Origin of the sequence: Streptomyces canus (assembly GCF_041435015.1) — a bacterium.
Taxonomy (GTDB): Bacteria; Actinomycetota; Actinomycetes; order Streptomycetales; family Streptomycetaceae; genus Streptomyces; species Streptomyces canus_G.
This window is the reverse complement of record NZ_CP107989.1, coordinates 7,254,395-7,268,680: the sequence shown is the minus strand read 5'-3', so window position 1 is coordinate 7,268,680 and position 14,286 is coordinate 7,254,395. Positions and strand designations below refer to the sequence as shown.

Genomic DNA, 14,286 nt, shown 5'->3' with positions numbered 1-14,286 from the left:
CCCCGACCATGACCGGTCGTGACCGACGACGCCCCCGAACCCCCCTCCGGCCTTCGCGCCATGCTCCCCGACCTCGCCCCCTGGCGGGCCTCCCGGGACTTCCGGCGGCTGTGGTACGCGGGGCTGATCTCGAACTTCGGCAGCTTCCTGACCTTCGTGGCGCTGCCGGTGCAGCTGAAGGACCTGACCGGTTCGGCCGCGGCGGTGGGCGCGATCGGGGCCGTGGAGCTGATCCCGCTCCTCGTCTTCGGGCTGTACGGCGGCGCGCTCGCGGACGCGTGGGACAAGCGGAAGCTGATCGTGTGGACGGAGGTGGGGCAGGGCCTGCTGAGCGTGGCCCTGCTGCTCAACGCCTTGCTGCCGCACCCCGCCGTCTGGCCGCTGTACGTCGTCGCCGCCCTGTCCTCCGCCCTGGTCTCGGTGCAGCGCCCCGCGCTCGACTCCCTCTGGCCCCGGATCGTGGCCCACGACCACCTTCCGGCGGCGGCCTCGCTGAACTCCTTCCGCTGGACGGTCGGCGGGGTCGCGGGCCCGGCACTGGCGGGCGTGGTGGTGGCCTACGCGGGCCTCGGCTGGGCGTACGGCGCGGACCTGCTGACCTTCGCCGTGTCCGTCGTCCTCGTCGTACGGATCGCGGCCTCCCCCGCCTCCCACGAGGCGGCCAAGCCGTCGCTGAAGGCCATCGCGGAGGGCGCGCGGTACGCCTGGAGCCGCAAGGAACTCCTCGGCACCTACGCCGTCGACCTCGCCGCGATGTTCCTGGCGATGCCGCTGGCCCTGCTGCCGTTCCTCGCGGACGAGCTGGACGCGGAGTGGTCGCTGGGCCTGATGTACGCGAGTGTCCCGCTCGGCGCGCTGCTGGTGAGCCTGGTCAGTGGCTGGACCGCGCGGATCCACCGGCACGGGCGGATGGTCGTCCTCTCGGCAGCCCTGTGGGGTTTGGCGATCGCGACGGCCGGGACCATGAGCAACGTCTGGCTGGTGCTGTTGTTCCTGACCGTGGCCGGAGGCTGTGACATGGTCAGCGGGATCTTCCGGGGGATCATGTGGAACCAGACGATCCCGGACGAGCTGCGCGGCCGGCTCGCCGGGATCGAACTGCTGTCGTACTCGGTGGGCCCGACGGTCGGCCAGGTCAGGGCCGGCGGTTTCGCCTCGTGGTGGGGTGTGCGGACGTCGGTCTGGTCGGGCGGGGTGCTGTGCGCGGGCGCCGTGGGCCTGCTGGCTCTGTGCCTGCCGAAACTGATGACCTACGACGCACGCACGGACAAGCACGCGGCACGGGTGCGGGACCAGAGAGCCGCGGCCCAGGTGTGATCAGTCGTCCTCCCGGCCCCCCGCCGGGGCGTCGTGCCACTTGGGGTCGTTCTCCCATTCGAGGTTGCGCTCGCGTGCCGTCTCCATCGCCTGCTCGGCCTCCTTGCGGCTCGCGTAGGGCCCGAACCGGTCCTTGGCCGGGCACTGGGGCCCTTCCTCGACCTTCTTGTGCTCCAGGCAGTAGTACCACTCGCCCGGCTTGCCGCCCGCGCGCTTCTTGAACAAGGGCATGACCTGCTCCTCTCGCCAGGGACATGTTCCCCCATCGCCGCTGGATAGACTCGTCGCCATGTCTGGCCAGTCGCTGCTCGTGCCCGGGGAACTCTCCCCCATCCGTTCCGTGCCCGGAAACATCCGTCGCCCCGAGTACGTCGGCAAGCCCGCGCCGAGGCCGTACAAGGGTCCGGAGGTGCAGACTCCGGAGACCGTCGAGGCGATGCGGATCGCCGGCCGTATCGCGGCGCGGGCGATGGCGGAGGCCGCGAAGCTGATCGCTCCCGGGGTGACCACCGACGAACTGGACAAGGTGGCGCACGAGTACATGTGCGACCACGGCGCCTACCCGTCGACGCTCGGCTACCGGGGCTTCCCGAAGTCCCTGTGCACCAGCCTCAACGAGGTGATCTGCCACGGCATTCCGGACTCGACCGTGCTCCGGGACGGCGACATCATCAACCTCGACGTGACGGCGTACATCGGCGGGGTGCACGGCGACAACAACGCGACGTACCTGGTGGGTGACGTCGACGAGGAGAGCCGGCTGCTGGTCGAGCGCACCCGGGAGTCGCTGGCGCGCGCGATCAAGGCGGTCAGGCCGGGCCGCCAGATCAACATCATCGGCCGGGTCATCGAGTCGTACGCCAAGCGCTTCGGCTACGGAGTCGTCCGGGACTTCACGGGCCACGGAATCAACTCCTCCTTCCACAGCGGCCTGATCATCCCGCACTACGACAGCCCGCACGCGACGACGGTCATCCAGCCCGGCATGACGTTCACGATCGAGCCGATGCTGACGCTCGGGACGCACGAGTACGACATGTGGGACGACGGGTGGACGGTCGTCACGAAGGACCGGAAGCGGACGGCGCAGTTCGAGCACACGCTGGTGGTGACGGAGACGGGGGCGGAGATCCTGACGCTGCCGTAGCCGGCGTGAGCCTCAGCGCTCCAGGAAGACCCGGCCTCCCACTTCCACCCATCCCCCCGGCTGCGGAGCCGTGAGGAGCTGGGAGCCGGCGCCCTGGACGATGTTCAGGGCCCGGCCGAGTTCGGCGGTGAGCTGGAGAGCCGCGGCACCGGTGGCCTCGTCCTCCTCGACACCGTCGCCCCGGCCCGGAAAGCCACGGGCCCGGATCCGCCCGGCGGCCTCGTCCTCCCAGGCCCAGGCGTAGATCCACTCCCCTGCCGCCGGGACCGTCAGATCGTCCACCTCGGCGGCGGTGGCGTACTGGCGGAAGGTCCGCGGCGCCGCCCACTCGGCCCGCGCCTCGATCCAGCTGAACTCCCCGTCGAGCCGGGTACCGACGACCCCGGCGGGCGTGACGAGTTCGGGCACGTCGAGCAACCAGGCCGCCCCGACGCACGGATACCCGGCGAAGGCCAGCCGCACGGAGGGCGTGTAGATGTCGATGACCCCTCGCTCGGGATCGTCGACGAACACGGTCTCGCTGAACCCGAGCTTCGCGGCGAACGCCTGCCGTTCGTCCCGGTCCGGCATCACGGACCCCTCGCGGACGACGCCCAGCTCATTGCCGTAGCCGCCGTTCGGCGCGCAGAAGACGCGCAGCACGTCGTAGTCACTCACGGAGGAATTGAAGCATCCGCCCGGGCCCCTCATCTCCACGTGCCTCCGGGGCGGAGTCTTTGAATCTCCTTTGACCCTTACTTGACGTTTATTTTGCGCCATAGATAGATAAGCCTCAGATAAGTTAGGCGAGCCTCACCAACCCTCAGGAGCTCGTATGCGTGCCGCCAGACTGTCCGCCCTCACCTTCACCGCCGTGGCGGCCCTGACCGCCGTCACGGGGTGCACGGAGAAGGGAAGCTCGGGCGACAGCGACCGCGTGATCGACGTGACCGCGACCGACAGCAAGTGCGAGGTCTCCAAGAAGGCGTTCCCGGCGGGCCACGTGGAGCTCGCCATCGAGAACAAGGGCTCCAAGGTCACCGAGGTCTACGTCCTCTTCCCGGACGACCGGATCGTCACCGAGCGCGAGAACATCGGCCCCGGCACCAAGCAGAAGGTCACCGCCGAGGTGAAGGCCGGCGACTACACGATCGCCTGCAAGCCCGGCATGAAGGGCGACGGCATCCGGCAGGAGGTCAAGGCCACCGGCGGGAGTGTGGCCCAGCGCGACCCGCGCCTCGACTCGGCCGTCGCCGCGTACCGCAAGTACGCGCAGGAGCAGGCCGACGCCACCCTGCCGCTCGCGAAGACCTTCGCCGCCGCGGTCAAGGCCGGCGATCTCGAGGCCGCCAAGAAGGCCTACGCCCCCTCCCGGATCGGCTGGGAGCGCACCGAGCCGGTCGCCGAGTCCTTCGGTGACATCGACCCGAAGGTCGATGTGCGGGCCGACGGGCTGGAGGGCGGGCAGAAGTGGACCGGCTGGCACCGGCTCGAGAAGTCCCTCTGGCAGGACAAGAAGATCACCGCCGAGGACAAGACCCTCGCCGACCAGTTGATCACCGACCTCACCGACTGGCAGAACCGGGTCGGCAAGGCGGACATCACCCCGACCTCGATGGCCAACGGCGCCAAGGAGCTCCTCGACGAGGTCGCCACCGGCAAGGTCACCGGCGAGGAGGAGCGCTACTCGCACACCGACCTCGTCGACTTCAAGGCCAACGTCGAGGGCGCCGAGAAGTCCTACGAGCTGCTGAAGCCGGTCGCCAAGGAGAACGACGCGGCCCTGGTCACCGAGCTCGACAAGCAGTTCGCCGCGCTGAACACGCTGCTGGACACGTACCGCGCCGACAAGACGTCGTACGACTTCACCTCGTACGACAAGGTCGGTGACAGCGATCGCAAGCAGCTGTCGGACGGTGTGAACGCGCTCGCGGAGCCGCTGTCCAAGCTCGCCGCCGCCGTCGTCGTCACCAAGTCTTCCTGAGGCGGGGATCATGACGGACGCAACAAAGGACGCGGCAAAGGACCCGGCTCCCTCGCGCCGTGCGCTGATCGGCTGGGGCGGGGCCGGGCTCGCGCTCGGTGCCGCCGCTGCCGGTGGCGCGGTCGCGATGACCCGTACCGGCGACGACATCGAACCGACCGCGGCCGAGGCCGGGGCCGCCGTCGAGTTCCACGGCACCCACCAGGCGGGCATCGCCACCCCCGTGCAGGACCGGCTGCACTTCGCCGCGTTCGACGTGACGACGGAGGACCGCGCCGAGTTCGTGCAGATGCTCAAGGACTGGACGGCGGCCGCGCGGCGGATGACCGCGGGCAAGGCGGTCGGGGAAGGCGCGTACGGCGGTCTGGCCGAAGCGCCGCCGGACGACACCGGGGAGGCGCTCGGGCTCAAGCCGTCGCGGCTGACGCTGACGATCGGTTTCGGTCCTTCCCTCTTCGAGAAGTTCGACCTGGCCGACCGGCGCCCCGAGGCGCTCGTCGACCTCCCCCAGTTCGCCGGGGACAACCTCGACAAGAACCGCAGCGGCGGCGACCTGTGCGTCCAGGCCTGCGCGGACGACCCGCAGGTCGCCGTGCACGCGATCCGCAACCTCGCCCGGATCGGCTTCGGCAAGGTCGTCATCAGGTGGTCGCAGCTCGGCTTCGGCAAGACGTCCTCGACGACGCCCGACGCGCAGACCCCGCGCAACCTGATGGGCTTCAAGGACGGCACCCGCAACATCGCGGGCACGGAGACGGACCGCCTGAAGAAGTTCGTGTGGGCGGACTCCGCCAAGGACGCCAAGGACGCCCCGTGGATGCACGGCGGCTCCTACCTCGTCGCCCGCCGCATCCGTATGCACATCGAGACCTGGGACCGCACCTCGCTGCAGGAGCAGGAGGACGTCTTCGGCCGCGACAAGGGCGAGGGTGCCCCGGTCGGCAAGGCCAAGGAGCGCGACAAGCCGTTCCTGCCGGCGATGAAGCCCGACGCGCACGTCCGGCTCGCACACCCCGACTCCAACCACGGGGCGACGATCCTGCGCCGCGGCTACTCCTTCACCGACGGCACGGACGGTCTCGGCCGGCTGGACGCGGGCCTGTTCTTCCTCGCGTACCAGAAGGACGTCCGCGAGGGCTTCATCCGGATCCAGCGCCATCTGGCCACGGACGCGCTCAACGAGTACATCCAGCACGTGGGTTCAGCGGTCTTCGCCGTCCCGCCCGGCGTCCGTGACCAGGACGACTGGTGGGGCAGCACGCTGTTCACCAAGGAGGCCTGACCCGTGTTCTCCAACTATCTGATCGGCCTGCGCGAGGGCCTGGAAGCCAGCCTGGTCGTCTGCATCCTCATCGCCTACCTGGTGAAGACGGGCCGCCGGGACGCCCTCAGGCCCATCTGGATCGGCATCGGCGTCGCGGTCGCGCTCGCCCTCGGTTTCGGGTGCGCGCTCGAATTCGGCTCCCAGGAGCTGACGTTCGAGGCGCAGGAGGCGCTCGGCGGCTCTCTGTCGGTCATCGCGGTCGGCCTGGTGACGTGGATGGTCTTCTGGATGCGGCGCACCGCCCGGCACCTGAAGTCCGAGCTGCACGGCAAGCTGGACGCCGCCCTCCAGATGGGCACCGCCGCCCTGGTCGCCACCGCGTTCCTCGCGGTGGGCCGGGAGGGCCTGGAGACCGCCCTGTTCGTGTGGGCGTCGGTGCACGCGGCCGGCGACGGCACCCCGCGCCCGCTGGTCGGCGCGGCCCTCGGTATCGCCACGGCGGTCTTCCTGGGCTGGCTGTTCTACCGCGGCGCCCTGCGCATCAACCTGGCCAAGTTCTTCACCTGGACCGGCGGCATGCTGGTCGTCGTGGCGGCGGGTGTGCTGGCGTACGGCTTCCACGACCTCCAGGAGGCGAACTGGCTGCCGGGCCTGACCGACAGGGCCTTCGACATCAGCGACACCATCCCGCCGGACAGCTGGTACGGCACGCTCCTCAAGGGCGTGTTCAACTTCCAGCCGGACCCGACGGTCCTTCAGGTCACGGTGTGGCTGCTGTACTTGATCCCGACGCTCGCGCTCTTCCTCGCCCCGGTAGGGTTCGCCTCCGGGAAGGGGAAGGTGAAGGCACCTGATGAGCAGGGATCGCGGCCCTCGAAGGCTCCGCAGGCTTGACCGGAGCGCACTGATAGCAGCCTCTGTGACCGCTTTGTCGTTGACGGCGAGCGGATGCATGGTGGTGCACGGCGAGCGGGAGGTGCTTCCCGCGACCACCAAGGCGGAGGCCGCCAAGGCGCTCCAGCAGTTCACGAACGCGTACAACGCGGCGGACAAGGCGTACGACGGCTCGCTGGACGCCACCCACGTCACCGGGGCGCTCGGCGCCATCGACGCGGCGCGGCTGAAGGCCGGCAAGGTCAACAGCCCGAGCGGCAATGCCACGCACACACCGCTGAAGCTGTCGGACGTGACGTACACCATCCCGAAGAAGGCGGGCTGGCCGCGCTGGTTCGTCGCCGACGCGGCCGGCAACAAGGGCGGTTCCGCGCGCTGGCTGCTCGTGTTCACCCGCAACGGCCTGGGCGAGCCGTTCCAGGCGGCGTATCTGACGCTGGTGGCCGAGGGCAAGGTGCCGCAGTTCAAGAAGGACGCGGACGGCTGGGCCGAGACGGTGCCGGTGAACTCGGCCGAACTGGCCGTCCCGCCCGGTGAGGTGGGCCAGGAGTACGCGACCTACCTCAAGAGCGGCGGCGACACCTTCGCGGACGGCGCGTACACCAGCACGTGGCGTGCGGCGCGCGAGAAGGACGGCAAGCGGCCGGGCCTGGTCACCCAGTACATCGACGAACCGATGACGAGCGGCGACTACCAACCACTGGCCCTGCGCACCAAGGACGGCGGGGCGCTGGTGTTCTTCGCCACGCACCTCTACACGAAGCAGACGGCCGCCCCGGGCACCTCGATCCCCACCAACGATGCCGTGCGGGCCCTGACGACCGGCGAGATCAAGCAGTCCCTGACGATGGAGATCGTCTCCAACTCGGTGGCCGTCGATCCGCCCAAGGGCGCGGGCAAGCAGCAGGTCACCGTGCTCGGCCGGATCCAGGGACTGACGTCCGCGAAGGGTTCGTAGAGACCGGTCGGCTCGCTACCGGCGCAGGGGCCAGGCCGCGTTCTCGTGGTCCGGCTCCTCGCCGACGTAGCGGGAGCAGGCGTCGGTGAGGACTTCCAGGAGGCTCAGCGGGTCGGGCAGCGGGTGTTCGAGGCCGCGGACCCAGTGCACGGCCTGGTCGCCGGGCAGCCGGGCGGGCGGTACGAGGACGTAGGAGCCTCGGCAGTGCCAGCGCAGGCCGGGGTGTTCGTCGGCCGTCTCGGGGTGGCAGTCCAGTTCGCACGGCCACCACTCGTCCTCGTCCTCGGGGGTGCCGCGGGTGAGGGTGAAGAACAGGAGCCGGCCGTCGTCGCTCTCGGCGACGGGTCCGACCTCGATCCCGGAGCCCAGGAGCCGCTCGAGCGCTTCCCGCCCGGCCTCCAGGGGGACGTCGAGGACGTCGTGGACCATGCCGGTCGCGGTGATGAAGTTGGCCTGCGGCTGGTGCCGGGCCCAGCGCTCGATCTGCGCGCGGTCGGTGGTCGACTGGGTCTGCCAGGCGAAGGACACGGGATGACGGGCGGGCGTGGGACATCCGACCCGGTCGCAGGAACACCGGTACCCGGGGGCGGGATGCGCGGCGGGCGCGAGCGGGAGTCCCGCTGAGGCAGCGGCCAGCAGCAGGGCCTCACGGCCGCCTTCGTCCCCGGCGGCGGCCTCCTTCGGCCGGCGTCCGCGCAGCCATTGGGAGAGTTTGCCCTGCAGGCCGGTCAGGCCCCCCGACTCCGCGCTCATCTACCACCCTCGCCTCGCTGTCGTGCGGAACAGCATGCCTTATGGTCCCACCTTCCTCCGCTCCGGGGGGCCCTGAGCGGATTTGCGCGTGAGTGAGCGTCTCGTGTGCGGCTCAGCGCGGTGCGATGCCGTGGAGGGCGTAGTCGACGAGGGTGTCGGTGTAGTCGTAGGTGATCGGGCCGGTGTACTGGAGCCAGCGCTGGGCGAGGGGGGAGACCCAGAGTTCGAGGGCGATGCGCGGGTCGATCTCGGGGCGCACCTGGCCGGCCTCCTGGGCGGCGCGCACCCGGTCGACGTAGAGCTGGAGCGACGGTTCGAGGAGCTTGGCCATGAAGGCCCGGCCGACCTGCTCGTTGACGACGCCCTCGGCGGCCAGGGCGCGGGAGGGGGCCTCGAAGCGGGGGTCCTTGAGCTGGTCCACGGTGAGGCGCAGTACGGCCTTGAGGTCGGCGGCGAGATCACCGGTGTCCGGAATGGTGTACGTCTCCTCGGCGCCGGCCTCGTGTGCCGCCTGCTCGCTCAGGTCGAGGAAGGCCTCCATCAGCACCTCCGCCTTCGACGACCACCAGCGGTAGATCGTCTGCTTGCCGACCCCGGCACGGGCGGCGATCCCCTCGATCGTGGCCCTGGGGTAGCCGACCTCGGCGACGAGGTCGAGGGCGGCGTCGTAGATGGCCCGGCGGGACTTCTCGCTACGACGGGTGGTGTCGGGGGCGGACTGCTTGGACTTCTGCGTGGCCATGGGGCGAACCTACCAGGTTGACAAGACGGTGCGTCTCGCCGGAGAGTGGGAGACATTCAGCGAAACGATACGTCTCGTTTCGTGTCGAGTGAGTGAAGGGGCAGGTCATGGCACGAGGTGGAACGGGCGGCATGCTCGGAGTCGGCGGGACCCGCAGCAACATCGGCCGCAAGGCGCTGCGCGGCGGCAACCGTGATGGCCGCGTCGGCGCCGCGCGGGACCCGCAGGCACACAAGCGGGAACTGCTACGGAAACTCCAGGAGAAGCGGGAGGGGGACGCGGCGGGGAAAGCGGCGGGGGAAGCGTCGACGTGACCGCGGCCCCCGGCGGATCGGGCCTAGTGGTCCGCCGGGGGCCATCCGTCGCCCCACGCCGCGTCCCTCGCCGCCTTGTACAGGTCACCGTGCCGCTTGGTGACCGTGCGGCGGGTCAGTTGCTCGTCGGGCTCGCACAGGTCGAGGAGTACCTGTCCCTTGCGGATCTGCGGCCGGCGGATCACGCGGGCCTGGGCCGGGGTCGCCGGGAGTCGGGTCGCCGCCACGTAGCTGAACTTCTCGTCCTCGTACGGCAGTGAGCCGCCCTTGACCCGACGGTGGAGGGACGACCGGCTGACCCGCGCCGAGAAGTGGCACCAGTCCTCACCGGGGACGATCGGGCACGCGGCGCTGTGCGGGCAGGGCGCGGCGACCCGGAAGCCGGCGGTGATCAGGCGGTCGCGGGCCTCGATGACACGGGCGTATCCGGCGGGGGTGCCGGCCTCGACGATCACGACGGTCTGTGCCGATGCCGCCGCGGTGTCCACGAGGGCGGTGCGGTCGGCGGGGGTGAGCTCGTTGAGGACGTACGAGACGGTGACCAGATCCGTGGCCGGCAGGGTGAGGTCCTTGCCGATCCTGGTGCGCTGCCAGTGGGCGTCGCGCAGGGCCGGGTTCGCGGTGGCGATCTCGCGGCCGAGGGCGAGCGCGGGGTCGGACCAGTCGAGGACGGTGACCGCGCGGTCGCCCGGCCAGGTGGCGGCGACCGCCCAGGTGGCGGCGCCGGTCCCGCCGCCGATGTCGGTGTGACCGGTGGGGATCCAGTCGGGGGTGGCCTCGGCGAATGCCTCCAGGGCCGCGTGGACCGCCTCGAAGGTGGCGGGCATGCGGTACGCGGCGTAGGCGGCCACGTCCGCGCGGTCGCGGAGGATCGGGGCGTCGGTGGGGGTGGTCCCGCGGTAGTTGGCGATCAGGCGGTCCACCGCCTGGGCCGCCTGCTTCGGGGGGAGGCCGTCGAGGAGGGTGGCGAGGGCGGCGCGGAGGGTTTCGGACGGGGGTGCGGGGGCGGTCACCCGAGGATTCTATGGGCGGCCGGTGAGGGTGGGCCTCGCCGGCTTTCTCGCCCCCGCCGCCCCTACCCGTCCCGTCCCAGGGGCGCTGCCCCTTCGACCCCGCTGCGGGCCGCGCTTCCCCAGACCGCCATCGGCCCTGAAGGGGCCTCGTTCTCAACGCCGGACAGGCTGAAAAGCCTCACGCCCCCCTCACCGCCCGCGCCACCCTCGTCGCCGGCCGTGCCCTCGGCCTGTTGTCCGGGGGCGTTGGCGAGCAGCACCACGAAGGACTCCATGGGCGGCCGGTATGGGGGTGGGCCCCGCCGTCGCTCGTCTCAAACGCCGGACGCCTGCAAAGACCTCACGCCCCCCTCACCGCCCGCGCCACCCTCGTCGCCGCCTGTGCCCTCGGCCTGTTGTCCGGCGGGCGTCTTCGCGGGTGGACCGTGTTGGCCAGCAGGACCACGAAGGTGTCCGTCGCCGGGTCCAGGACCAGGGACGTGCCCGTGAAGCCCGTGTGGCCCGCCGCCCCGTGCCCCGCGAGCTCGCCCATGAACCACGTCTGGTCGATGGCGAAGCCCAGCCCCGGTGGGGTCAGCAGCAGCTCCACGAAGTCCGGGCCGAGGATGCGGGCGGGGCCGTACGCGCCGCCCGCCAGCAGGGCCCGGCAGAAGATCGCGAGGTCGCGTGCGGTCGAGAAGAGGCCCGCGTGGCCTGCCACTCCGCCCAGCGACCACGCGTTCTCGTCGTGCACCAGGCCCCGCAGCATCCCCCGGTCCGCTTTGGCCCACGGCCGGCGCTGGTCCTCCGTGGCCGCCGCTCCCGGGCAGGGGCCGAAGCGGGTGGACGTCATGCCGAGGGGGCGGGTGATGCCCTCGTGGACGAGGACGTCGAGGGGGCGGCCGGTGATGCGTTCGAGGACGTGCTGGAGGAGGAGCGGGTTGAGGTCGGAGTAGGTGTAGGTGCCGGGGACGCCGATGGGCGGCTCGGCGCGCAGGAGGTTCAGGCGCTCCTCGTCGCTGTCGCAGTCGTGGAGAGGGAGTTCGGGGCGCAGTCCCGAGGTGTGGGTGAGCAGCTCGCGGACGGTGACGGAGTGCGTCGCGGCCGCCGTGAAGTCGGGCAGGTAGGCGCCTACGCGCGCGTCTATGCCCAGCGTGCCGCGCTCGATCTGCTGCACCGCGGCCACGGCCGTGAACAGCTTGGTGAGGGAGGCGAGGTCGAAGGGCGTGTCCACCCGGACGGGGACGCGTGCGTCCGGGGGCAGTTCCACGCCCGCGTCGGCTTCGGGGTCGTAGGACGCGTAGCGGACGGCCCAGCCCGACGCCTCCTCCACGGCGATCACCGGGCCGCGCCCGGCGGCCAGGACGGCACCCGGGGCCCAGGGGTGTGCGCCGGCGGTGAGGGCATGGAACTCCCGGACGAGAAGCCGGAGTTCCCCGGTGTCGAGCCCGGCCCGTTCCGGTGTGTCGATGCGCAGTCTCGGTGCGCTCAGCTCCCCGCTCCTTCCGTAGTCGCACGCCTGTTCCCAGAACGGCACATTGCCATGAAACAGGTGAGCGCTACCAGTGCTGCCGCCAGTTGGACGACCGCCATCGGGACGGCCGTGTCCTCCCCGGCCATCCCGACCAGCGGGGAGGCGATCGCACCGATGAGGAAGGACGAGGTGCCGAGCAGGGCGGAGGCGGAGCCGGCGGAGTGCTTGGTGCGCAGGAGCGCGAGGGACTGGGCGTTGGGCAGGGTGACGCCCATCGCCGACATCAGGACGAAGAGCGCGGCGGCGACGGGAGCCAGGCCCACCTCGCCGAACACCCCGGTCGCCATCAGGAGCAGCGCCGCGGCCGCCGCGGTCACGACCAGCAGGCCCACGCCCAGGACCCGGTCCAGGCTCACCCTGCCCACCAGCACCTTGCCGTTGATCTGGCCGACGACGACCAGCCCGACGGAGTTCACGCCGAACAGCAGGCTGAAGGTCTGCGGGGAGGCGCCGTAGATCTCCTGGATCACGAACGGGGAGGCCGAGATGTAGGCGAACAGCGCGGCGAAGGCGAAGCCGCCGGTGAGCAGGTAGCCGGTGAAGGGCAGGTCGGTGAGGAGGCGGCGCATCGAGTGCAGGGCCTCGCCGACGCCGCCGGTGTGCCGCTCGGCCGCCGGCAGGGTCTCGGGCAGCCGCGCCCAGACCAGGGCGGCGAGCAGCGCCCCGATGACCGTCAGGACCACGAACACCCCCCGCCAGTCCGTCACCCGCAGGATCTGCCCGCCGATCAGCGGCGCGACGATCGGTGCGACCCCGCCGATCAGCATGAGGGTGGAGAAGAAGCGGGCCATCGCCACGCCGTCGTACAGGTCCCGGACCACGGCCCGGGCGATCACTATGCCCGCCGCGCCCGCGAGACCCTGCGCCAGCCGGAAGCCGACCAGGAACTCCACCGTCGGCGCGACGGCACACAGCGCGGTGGCGACGACGTACACGGCGAGACCGGCGAGCAGCGGGCGCCTGCGGCCCCAGCGGTCGCTCATCGGGCCGACCACGAGCTGGCCGAGGGCCATGCCGAGCAGACAGGCGGTGAGGGTGAGCTGGACGGTGGCGGCGGGCGCGTGCAGGGCGTCGGTGACCTCCGGCAGCGAGGGGAGGTACATGTCCATCGCCAGCGGTGGCGTGGCGGTGAGTCCGCCGAGGAGCAGGGTGACGAGCAGGCCGGTGCGGCGGACGGCGACCGTGGGTGGTTCCTTGCCCGCCGCGGCCGCCCGCTGCTCCAGGTGCGGTGTCGGTGGCCCCTGCTCGGGCATGTGCCCCTCCCTCTCCGAGTGCTGCGCTGTCCCGGGGGCAACGCCCGGCCCCCCCGGCCACCTATGCTCTCAGCTCGTACAGAGTGGCGAGGGTCACGTGAGCGAGGGTGGAGCCGGGATGACGGAGCAGAGCGTGCGCTGGGGGATTCTGGCGACGGGCGGGATCGCGGCCGCGTTCACCGCGGACCTGGTCGATCTGCCGGACGCGGAGGTGGTCGCGGTGGCTTCGCGGTCCGAGGCCTCGGCGAAGGTGTTCGCGGAGCGGTTCGGGATCGAGCGGGCGTACGGCGACTGGGGCGCCCTGGCCGAGGACGCGGACATCGATGTCGTGTACGTCGCCACCCCGCACGCGGCGCACCGCGCGGCCGCCGGGCTGTGCCTGACCGCCGGCCGCAACGTGCTGTGCGAGAAGGCGTTCACGCTGAACGCGCGGGAGGCCGAGGAGCTGGTCGCGCTCGCGAAGGAGCACGACCGCTTCCTCATGGAGGCCATGTGGATGTACTGCAACCCGCTGATCCGGCGGCTCAAGGCCCTCGTCGACGACGGCGCGATCGGTGAGATCCGCACGGTGCAGGCCGACTTCGGGCTCGCCGGGCCCTTCCCGCCCGCGCACCGGCTGCGGGACCCGGCGCAGGGCGGGGGCGCGCTCCTCGACCTCGGGGTGTACCCGGTGTCGTTCGCGCATCTGCTGCTCGGGGAGCCCTCGGACGTCACGGCGAAGGCCGTGCTCTCCGAGGAGGGCGTGGACCTCCAGACGGGCGCGCTGCTGTCCTGGGACAGCGGGGCGCTCGCCTCCCTGCACTGCTCCCTGACCGGCGGCACCGCCACGATCGCGTCGGTCACCGGCTCGCTGGGCCGGATCGACATCCCGAACGGCTTCTTCCACCCGGACCGTTTCGTTCTGCACCGCGACGGACGTGACCCGGAGGAGTTCGTCGCCGACCCGGCCGACGGGCCGCGCAACAGCCTCAAGCACGAGGCCCGCGAGGTCATGCGGGCGCTGCGGGGCGGGGAGAGCCAGTCGCCGCTGGTGCCGCTGGAGGGCACCCTCGCGGTGATGCGGACGCTCGACGCGGTACGGGACCGGATCGGCGTGCGCTACCCGGGAGAGCTCCTCACGCCGGCGTGAGCCCCTGCCTCACCTACGCTGCGGAT

General features: G+C 71.4%; 16 protein-coding genes. 8 read left to right on the top strand and 8 right to left on the bottom strand.

Features of this window, described 5'->3' with window-relative positions; genetic code table 11:
• Nucleotides 1–18: 18 nt before the first annotated feature.
• On the top strand, nt 19–1,317 hold the full coding sequence (locus tag OG841_RS33185; RefSeq protein WP_371567724.1) for an MFS transporter: 1,299 nt from the start codon (nt 19–21) through the stop codon (nt 1,315–1,317).
• On the opposite strand, the gene OG841_RS33180 is transcribed toward OG841_RS33185, so the two are convergent.
• Entirely contained in the window at nt 1,318–1,548 is a 231-nt protein-coding gene (locus OG841_RS33180) for a hypothetical protein (RefSeq protein ID WP_057613847.1), read from the bottom strand.
• Between the two features lie 58 nt (nt 1,549–1,606).
• On the opposite strand from OG841_RS33180, the gene map reads away from it, so the two are divergent.
• On the top strand, nt 1,607–2,464 hold the full coding sequence (gene map, locus OG841_RS33175) for a type I methionyl aminopeptidase (RefSeq protein ID WP_371567721.1): 858 nt from the start codon (nt 1,607–1,609) through the stop codon (nt 2,462–2,464).
• Between the two features lie 12 nt (nt 2,465–2,476).
• Here map and OG841_RS33170 read toward each other — a convergent pair whose 3' ends face one another.
• A complete protein-coding gene (locus tag OG841_RS33170) occupies nt 2,477–3,121 on the bottom strand; it encodes a PhzF family phenazine biosynthesis protein (protein ID WP_365117207.1) in 645 nt (214 codons plus the stop codon).
• A gap of 157 nt (nt 3,122–3,278) precedes the next feature.
• Here OG841_RS33170 and efeO point away from each other — a divergent pair, with 157 nt between their 5' ends.
• From efeO to OG841_RS33150, 4 genes are read left to right on the top strand one after another with little or no spacing between them, the layout of a single operon-like run.
• Entirely contained in the window at nt 3,279–4,427 is a 1,149-nt protein-coding gene (efeO, locus tag OG841_RS33165; RefSeq protein WP_365117210.1) for an iron uptake system protein EfeO, read from the top strand.
• Nucleotides 4,428–4,437: 10 nt separating this feature from the next.
• Complete coding sequence (efeB, locus tag OG841_RS33160) at nt 4,438–5,709, top strand: iron uptake transporter deferrochelatase/peroxidase subunit (protein WP_365117213.1); 1,272 nt, start codon at nt 4,438–4,440, stop codon at nt 5,707–5,709.
• Nucleotides 5,710–5,712: 3 nt separating this feature from the next.
• Nucleotides 5,713–6,585, top strand: a complete 873-nt coding sequence (gene efeU / locus OG841_RS33155; protein WP_328638017.1) for an iron uptake transporter permease EfeU — start codon at nt 5,713–5,715, stop codon at nt 6,583–6,585.
• Nucleotides 6,545–7,543 carry a hypothetical protein gene (locus tag OG841_RS33150; protein WP_328638018.1) on the top strand — a complete coding sequence of 333 codons (999 nt, stop codon included), beginning with the start codon at nt 6,545–6,547 and terminating at the stop codon, nt 7,541–7,543. Before efeU ends, OG841_RS33150 begins: the two co-directional genes overlap by 41 nt.
• A gap of 15 nt (nt 7,544–7,558) precedes the next feature.
• Here the strand turns inward: OG841_RS33150 and OG841_RS33145 are convergent, their stop codons facing one another.
• Both OG841_RS33145 and OG841_RS33140 read right to left on the bottom strand, forming a co-directional pair.
• Nucleotides 7,559–8,296 (bottom strand): bifunctional DNA primase/polymerase, encoded by a 738-nt coding sequence (locus tag OG841_RS33145; protein ID WP_328638019.1) that lies wholly within the window; start codon nt 8,294–8,296, stop codon nt 7,559–7,561.
• Between the two features lie 112 nt (nt 8,297–8,408).
• Nucleotides 8,409–9,038: a TetR/AcrR family transcriptional regulator gene (locus OG841_RS33140; protein WP_328638020.1), complete on the bottom strand. Its 630-nt coding sequence runs from the start codon at nt 9,036–9,038 to the stop codon at nt 8,409–8,411.
• A 107-nt stretch (nt 9,039–9,145) separates the two neighbouring features.
• Here OG841_RS33140 and OG841_RS33135 point away from each other — a divergent pair, with 107 nt between their 5' ends.
• On the top strand, nt 9,146–9,352 hold the full coding sequence (locus OG841_RS33135; RefSeq protein WP_371567714.1) for a DUF6243 family protein: 207 nt from the start codon (nt 9,146–9,148) through the stop codon (nt 9,350–9,352).
• A 23-nt stretch (nt 9,353–9,375) separates the two neighbouring features.
• Here OG841_RS33135 and OG841_RS33130 read toward each other — a convergent pair whose 3' ends face one another.
• The 4 genes from OG841_RS33130 to OG841_RS33115 form a co-directional block, all read right to left on the bottom strand.
• Nucleotides 9,376–10,365 carry a small ribosomal subunit Rsm22 family protein gene (locus OG841_RS33130; protein ID WP_371567711.1) on the bottom strand — a complete coding sequence of 330 codons (990 nt, stop codon included), beginning with the start codon at nt 10,363–10,365 and terminating at the stop codon, nt 9,376–9,378.
• Nucleotides 10,366–10,427: 62 nt separating this feature from the next.
• Nucleotides 10,428–10,640 (bottom strand): hypothetical protein, encoded by a 213-nt coding sequence (locus tag OG841_RS33125; protein ID WP_371567708.1) that lies wholly within the window; start codon nt 10,638–10,640, stop codon nt 10,428–10,430.
• 65 nt (nt 10,641–10,705) lie between these two features.
• Nucleotides 10,706–11,881: a serine hydrolase domain-containing protein gene (locus OG841_RS33120; RefSeq protein ID WP_371567705.1), complete on the bottom strand. Its 1,176-nt coding sequence runs from the start codon at nt 11,879–11,881 to the stop codon at nt 10,706–10,708.
• Complete coding sequence (locus tag OG841_RS33115) at nt 11,833–13,131, bottom strand: multidrug effflux MFS transporter (RefSeq protein ID WP_328638025.1); 1,299 nt, start codon at nt 13,129–13,131, stop codon at nt 11,833–11,835. Before OG841_RS33115 ends, OG841_RS33120 begins: the two co-directional genes overlap by 49 nt.
• 118 nt (nt 13,132–13,249) lie before the next feature.
• Between OG841_RS33115 and OG841_RS33110 the strand changes: the two genes are divergently transcribed.
• Nucleotides 13,250–14,260, top strand: coding sequence for a Gfo/Idh/MocA family protein (locus tag OG841_RS33110; protein ID WP_371567702.1), 1,011 nt, complete (start codon nt 13,250–13,252; stop codon nt 14,258–14,260).
• The last annotated feature ends 26 nt before the right edge of the window (nt 14,261–14,286 follow it).

Coding starts and splice junctions, on each gene's coding strand:
- OG841_RS33180 (WP_057613847.1), bottom strand. CDS start 1,548: ATGCCCTTGTTCAAGAAGCGCGCGGGCGGCAAGCCGGGCGAGTGGTAC.
- map (WP_371567721.1), top strand. CDS start 1,607: ATGTCTGGCCAGTCGCTGCTCGTGCCCGGGGAACTCTCCCCCATCCGT.
- efeO (WP_365117210.1), top strand. CDS start 3,279: ATGCGTGCCGCCAGACTGTCCGCCCTCACCTTCACCGCCGTGGCGGCC.
- efeB (WP_365117213.1), top strand. CDS start 4,438: ATGACGGACGCAACAAAGGACGCGGCAAAGGACCCGGCTCCCTCGCGC.
- OG841_RS33150 (WP_328638018.1), top strand. CDS start 6,545: ATGAGCAGGGATCGCGGCCCTCGAAGGCTCCGCAGGCTTGACCGGAGC.
- OG841_RS33145 (WP_328638019.1), bottom strand. CDS start 8,296: ATGAGCGCGGAGTCGGGGGGCCTGACCGGCCTGCAGGGCAAACTCTCC.
- OG841_RS33140 (WP_328638020.1), bottom strand. CDS start 9,038: ATGGCCACGCAGAAGTCCAAGCAGTCCGCCCCCGACACCACCCGTCGT.
- OG841_RS33135 (WP_371567714.1), top strand. CDS start 9,146: ATGGCACGAGGTGGAACGGGCGGCATGCTCGGAGTCGGCGGGACCCGC.
- OG841_RS33125 (WP_371567708.1), bottom strand. CDS start 10,640: ATGGAGTCCTTCGTGGTGCTGCTCGCCAACGCCCCCGGACAACAGGCC.
- OG841_RS33115 (WP_328638025.1), bottom strand. CDS start 13,131: ATGCCCGAGCAGGGGCCACCGACACCGCACCTGGAGCAGCGGGCGGCC.
- OG841_RS33110 (WP_371567702.1), top strand. CDS start 13,250: ATGACGGAGCAGAGCGTGCGCTGGGGGATTCTGGCGACGGGCGGGATC.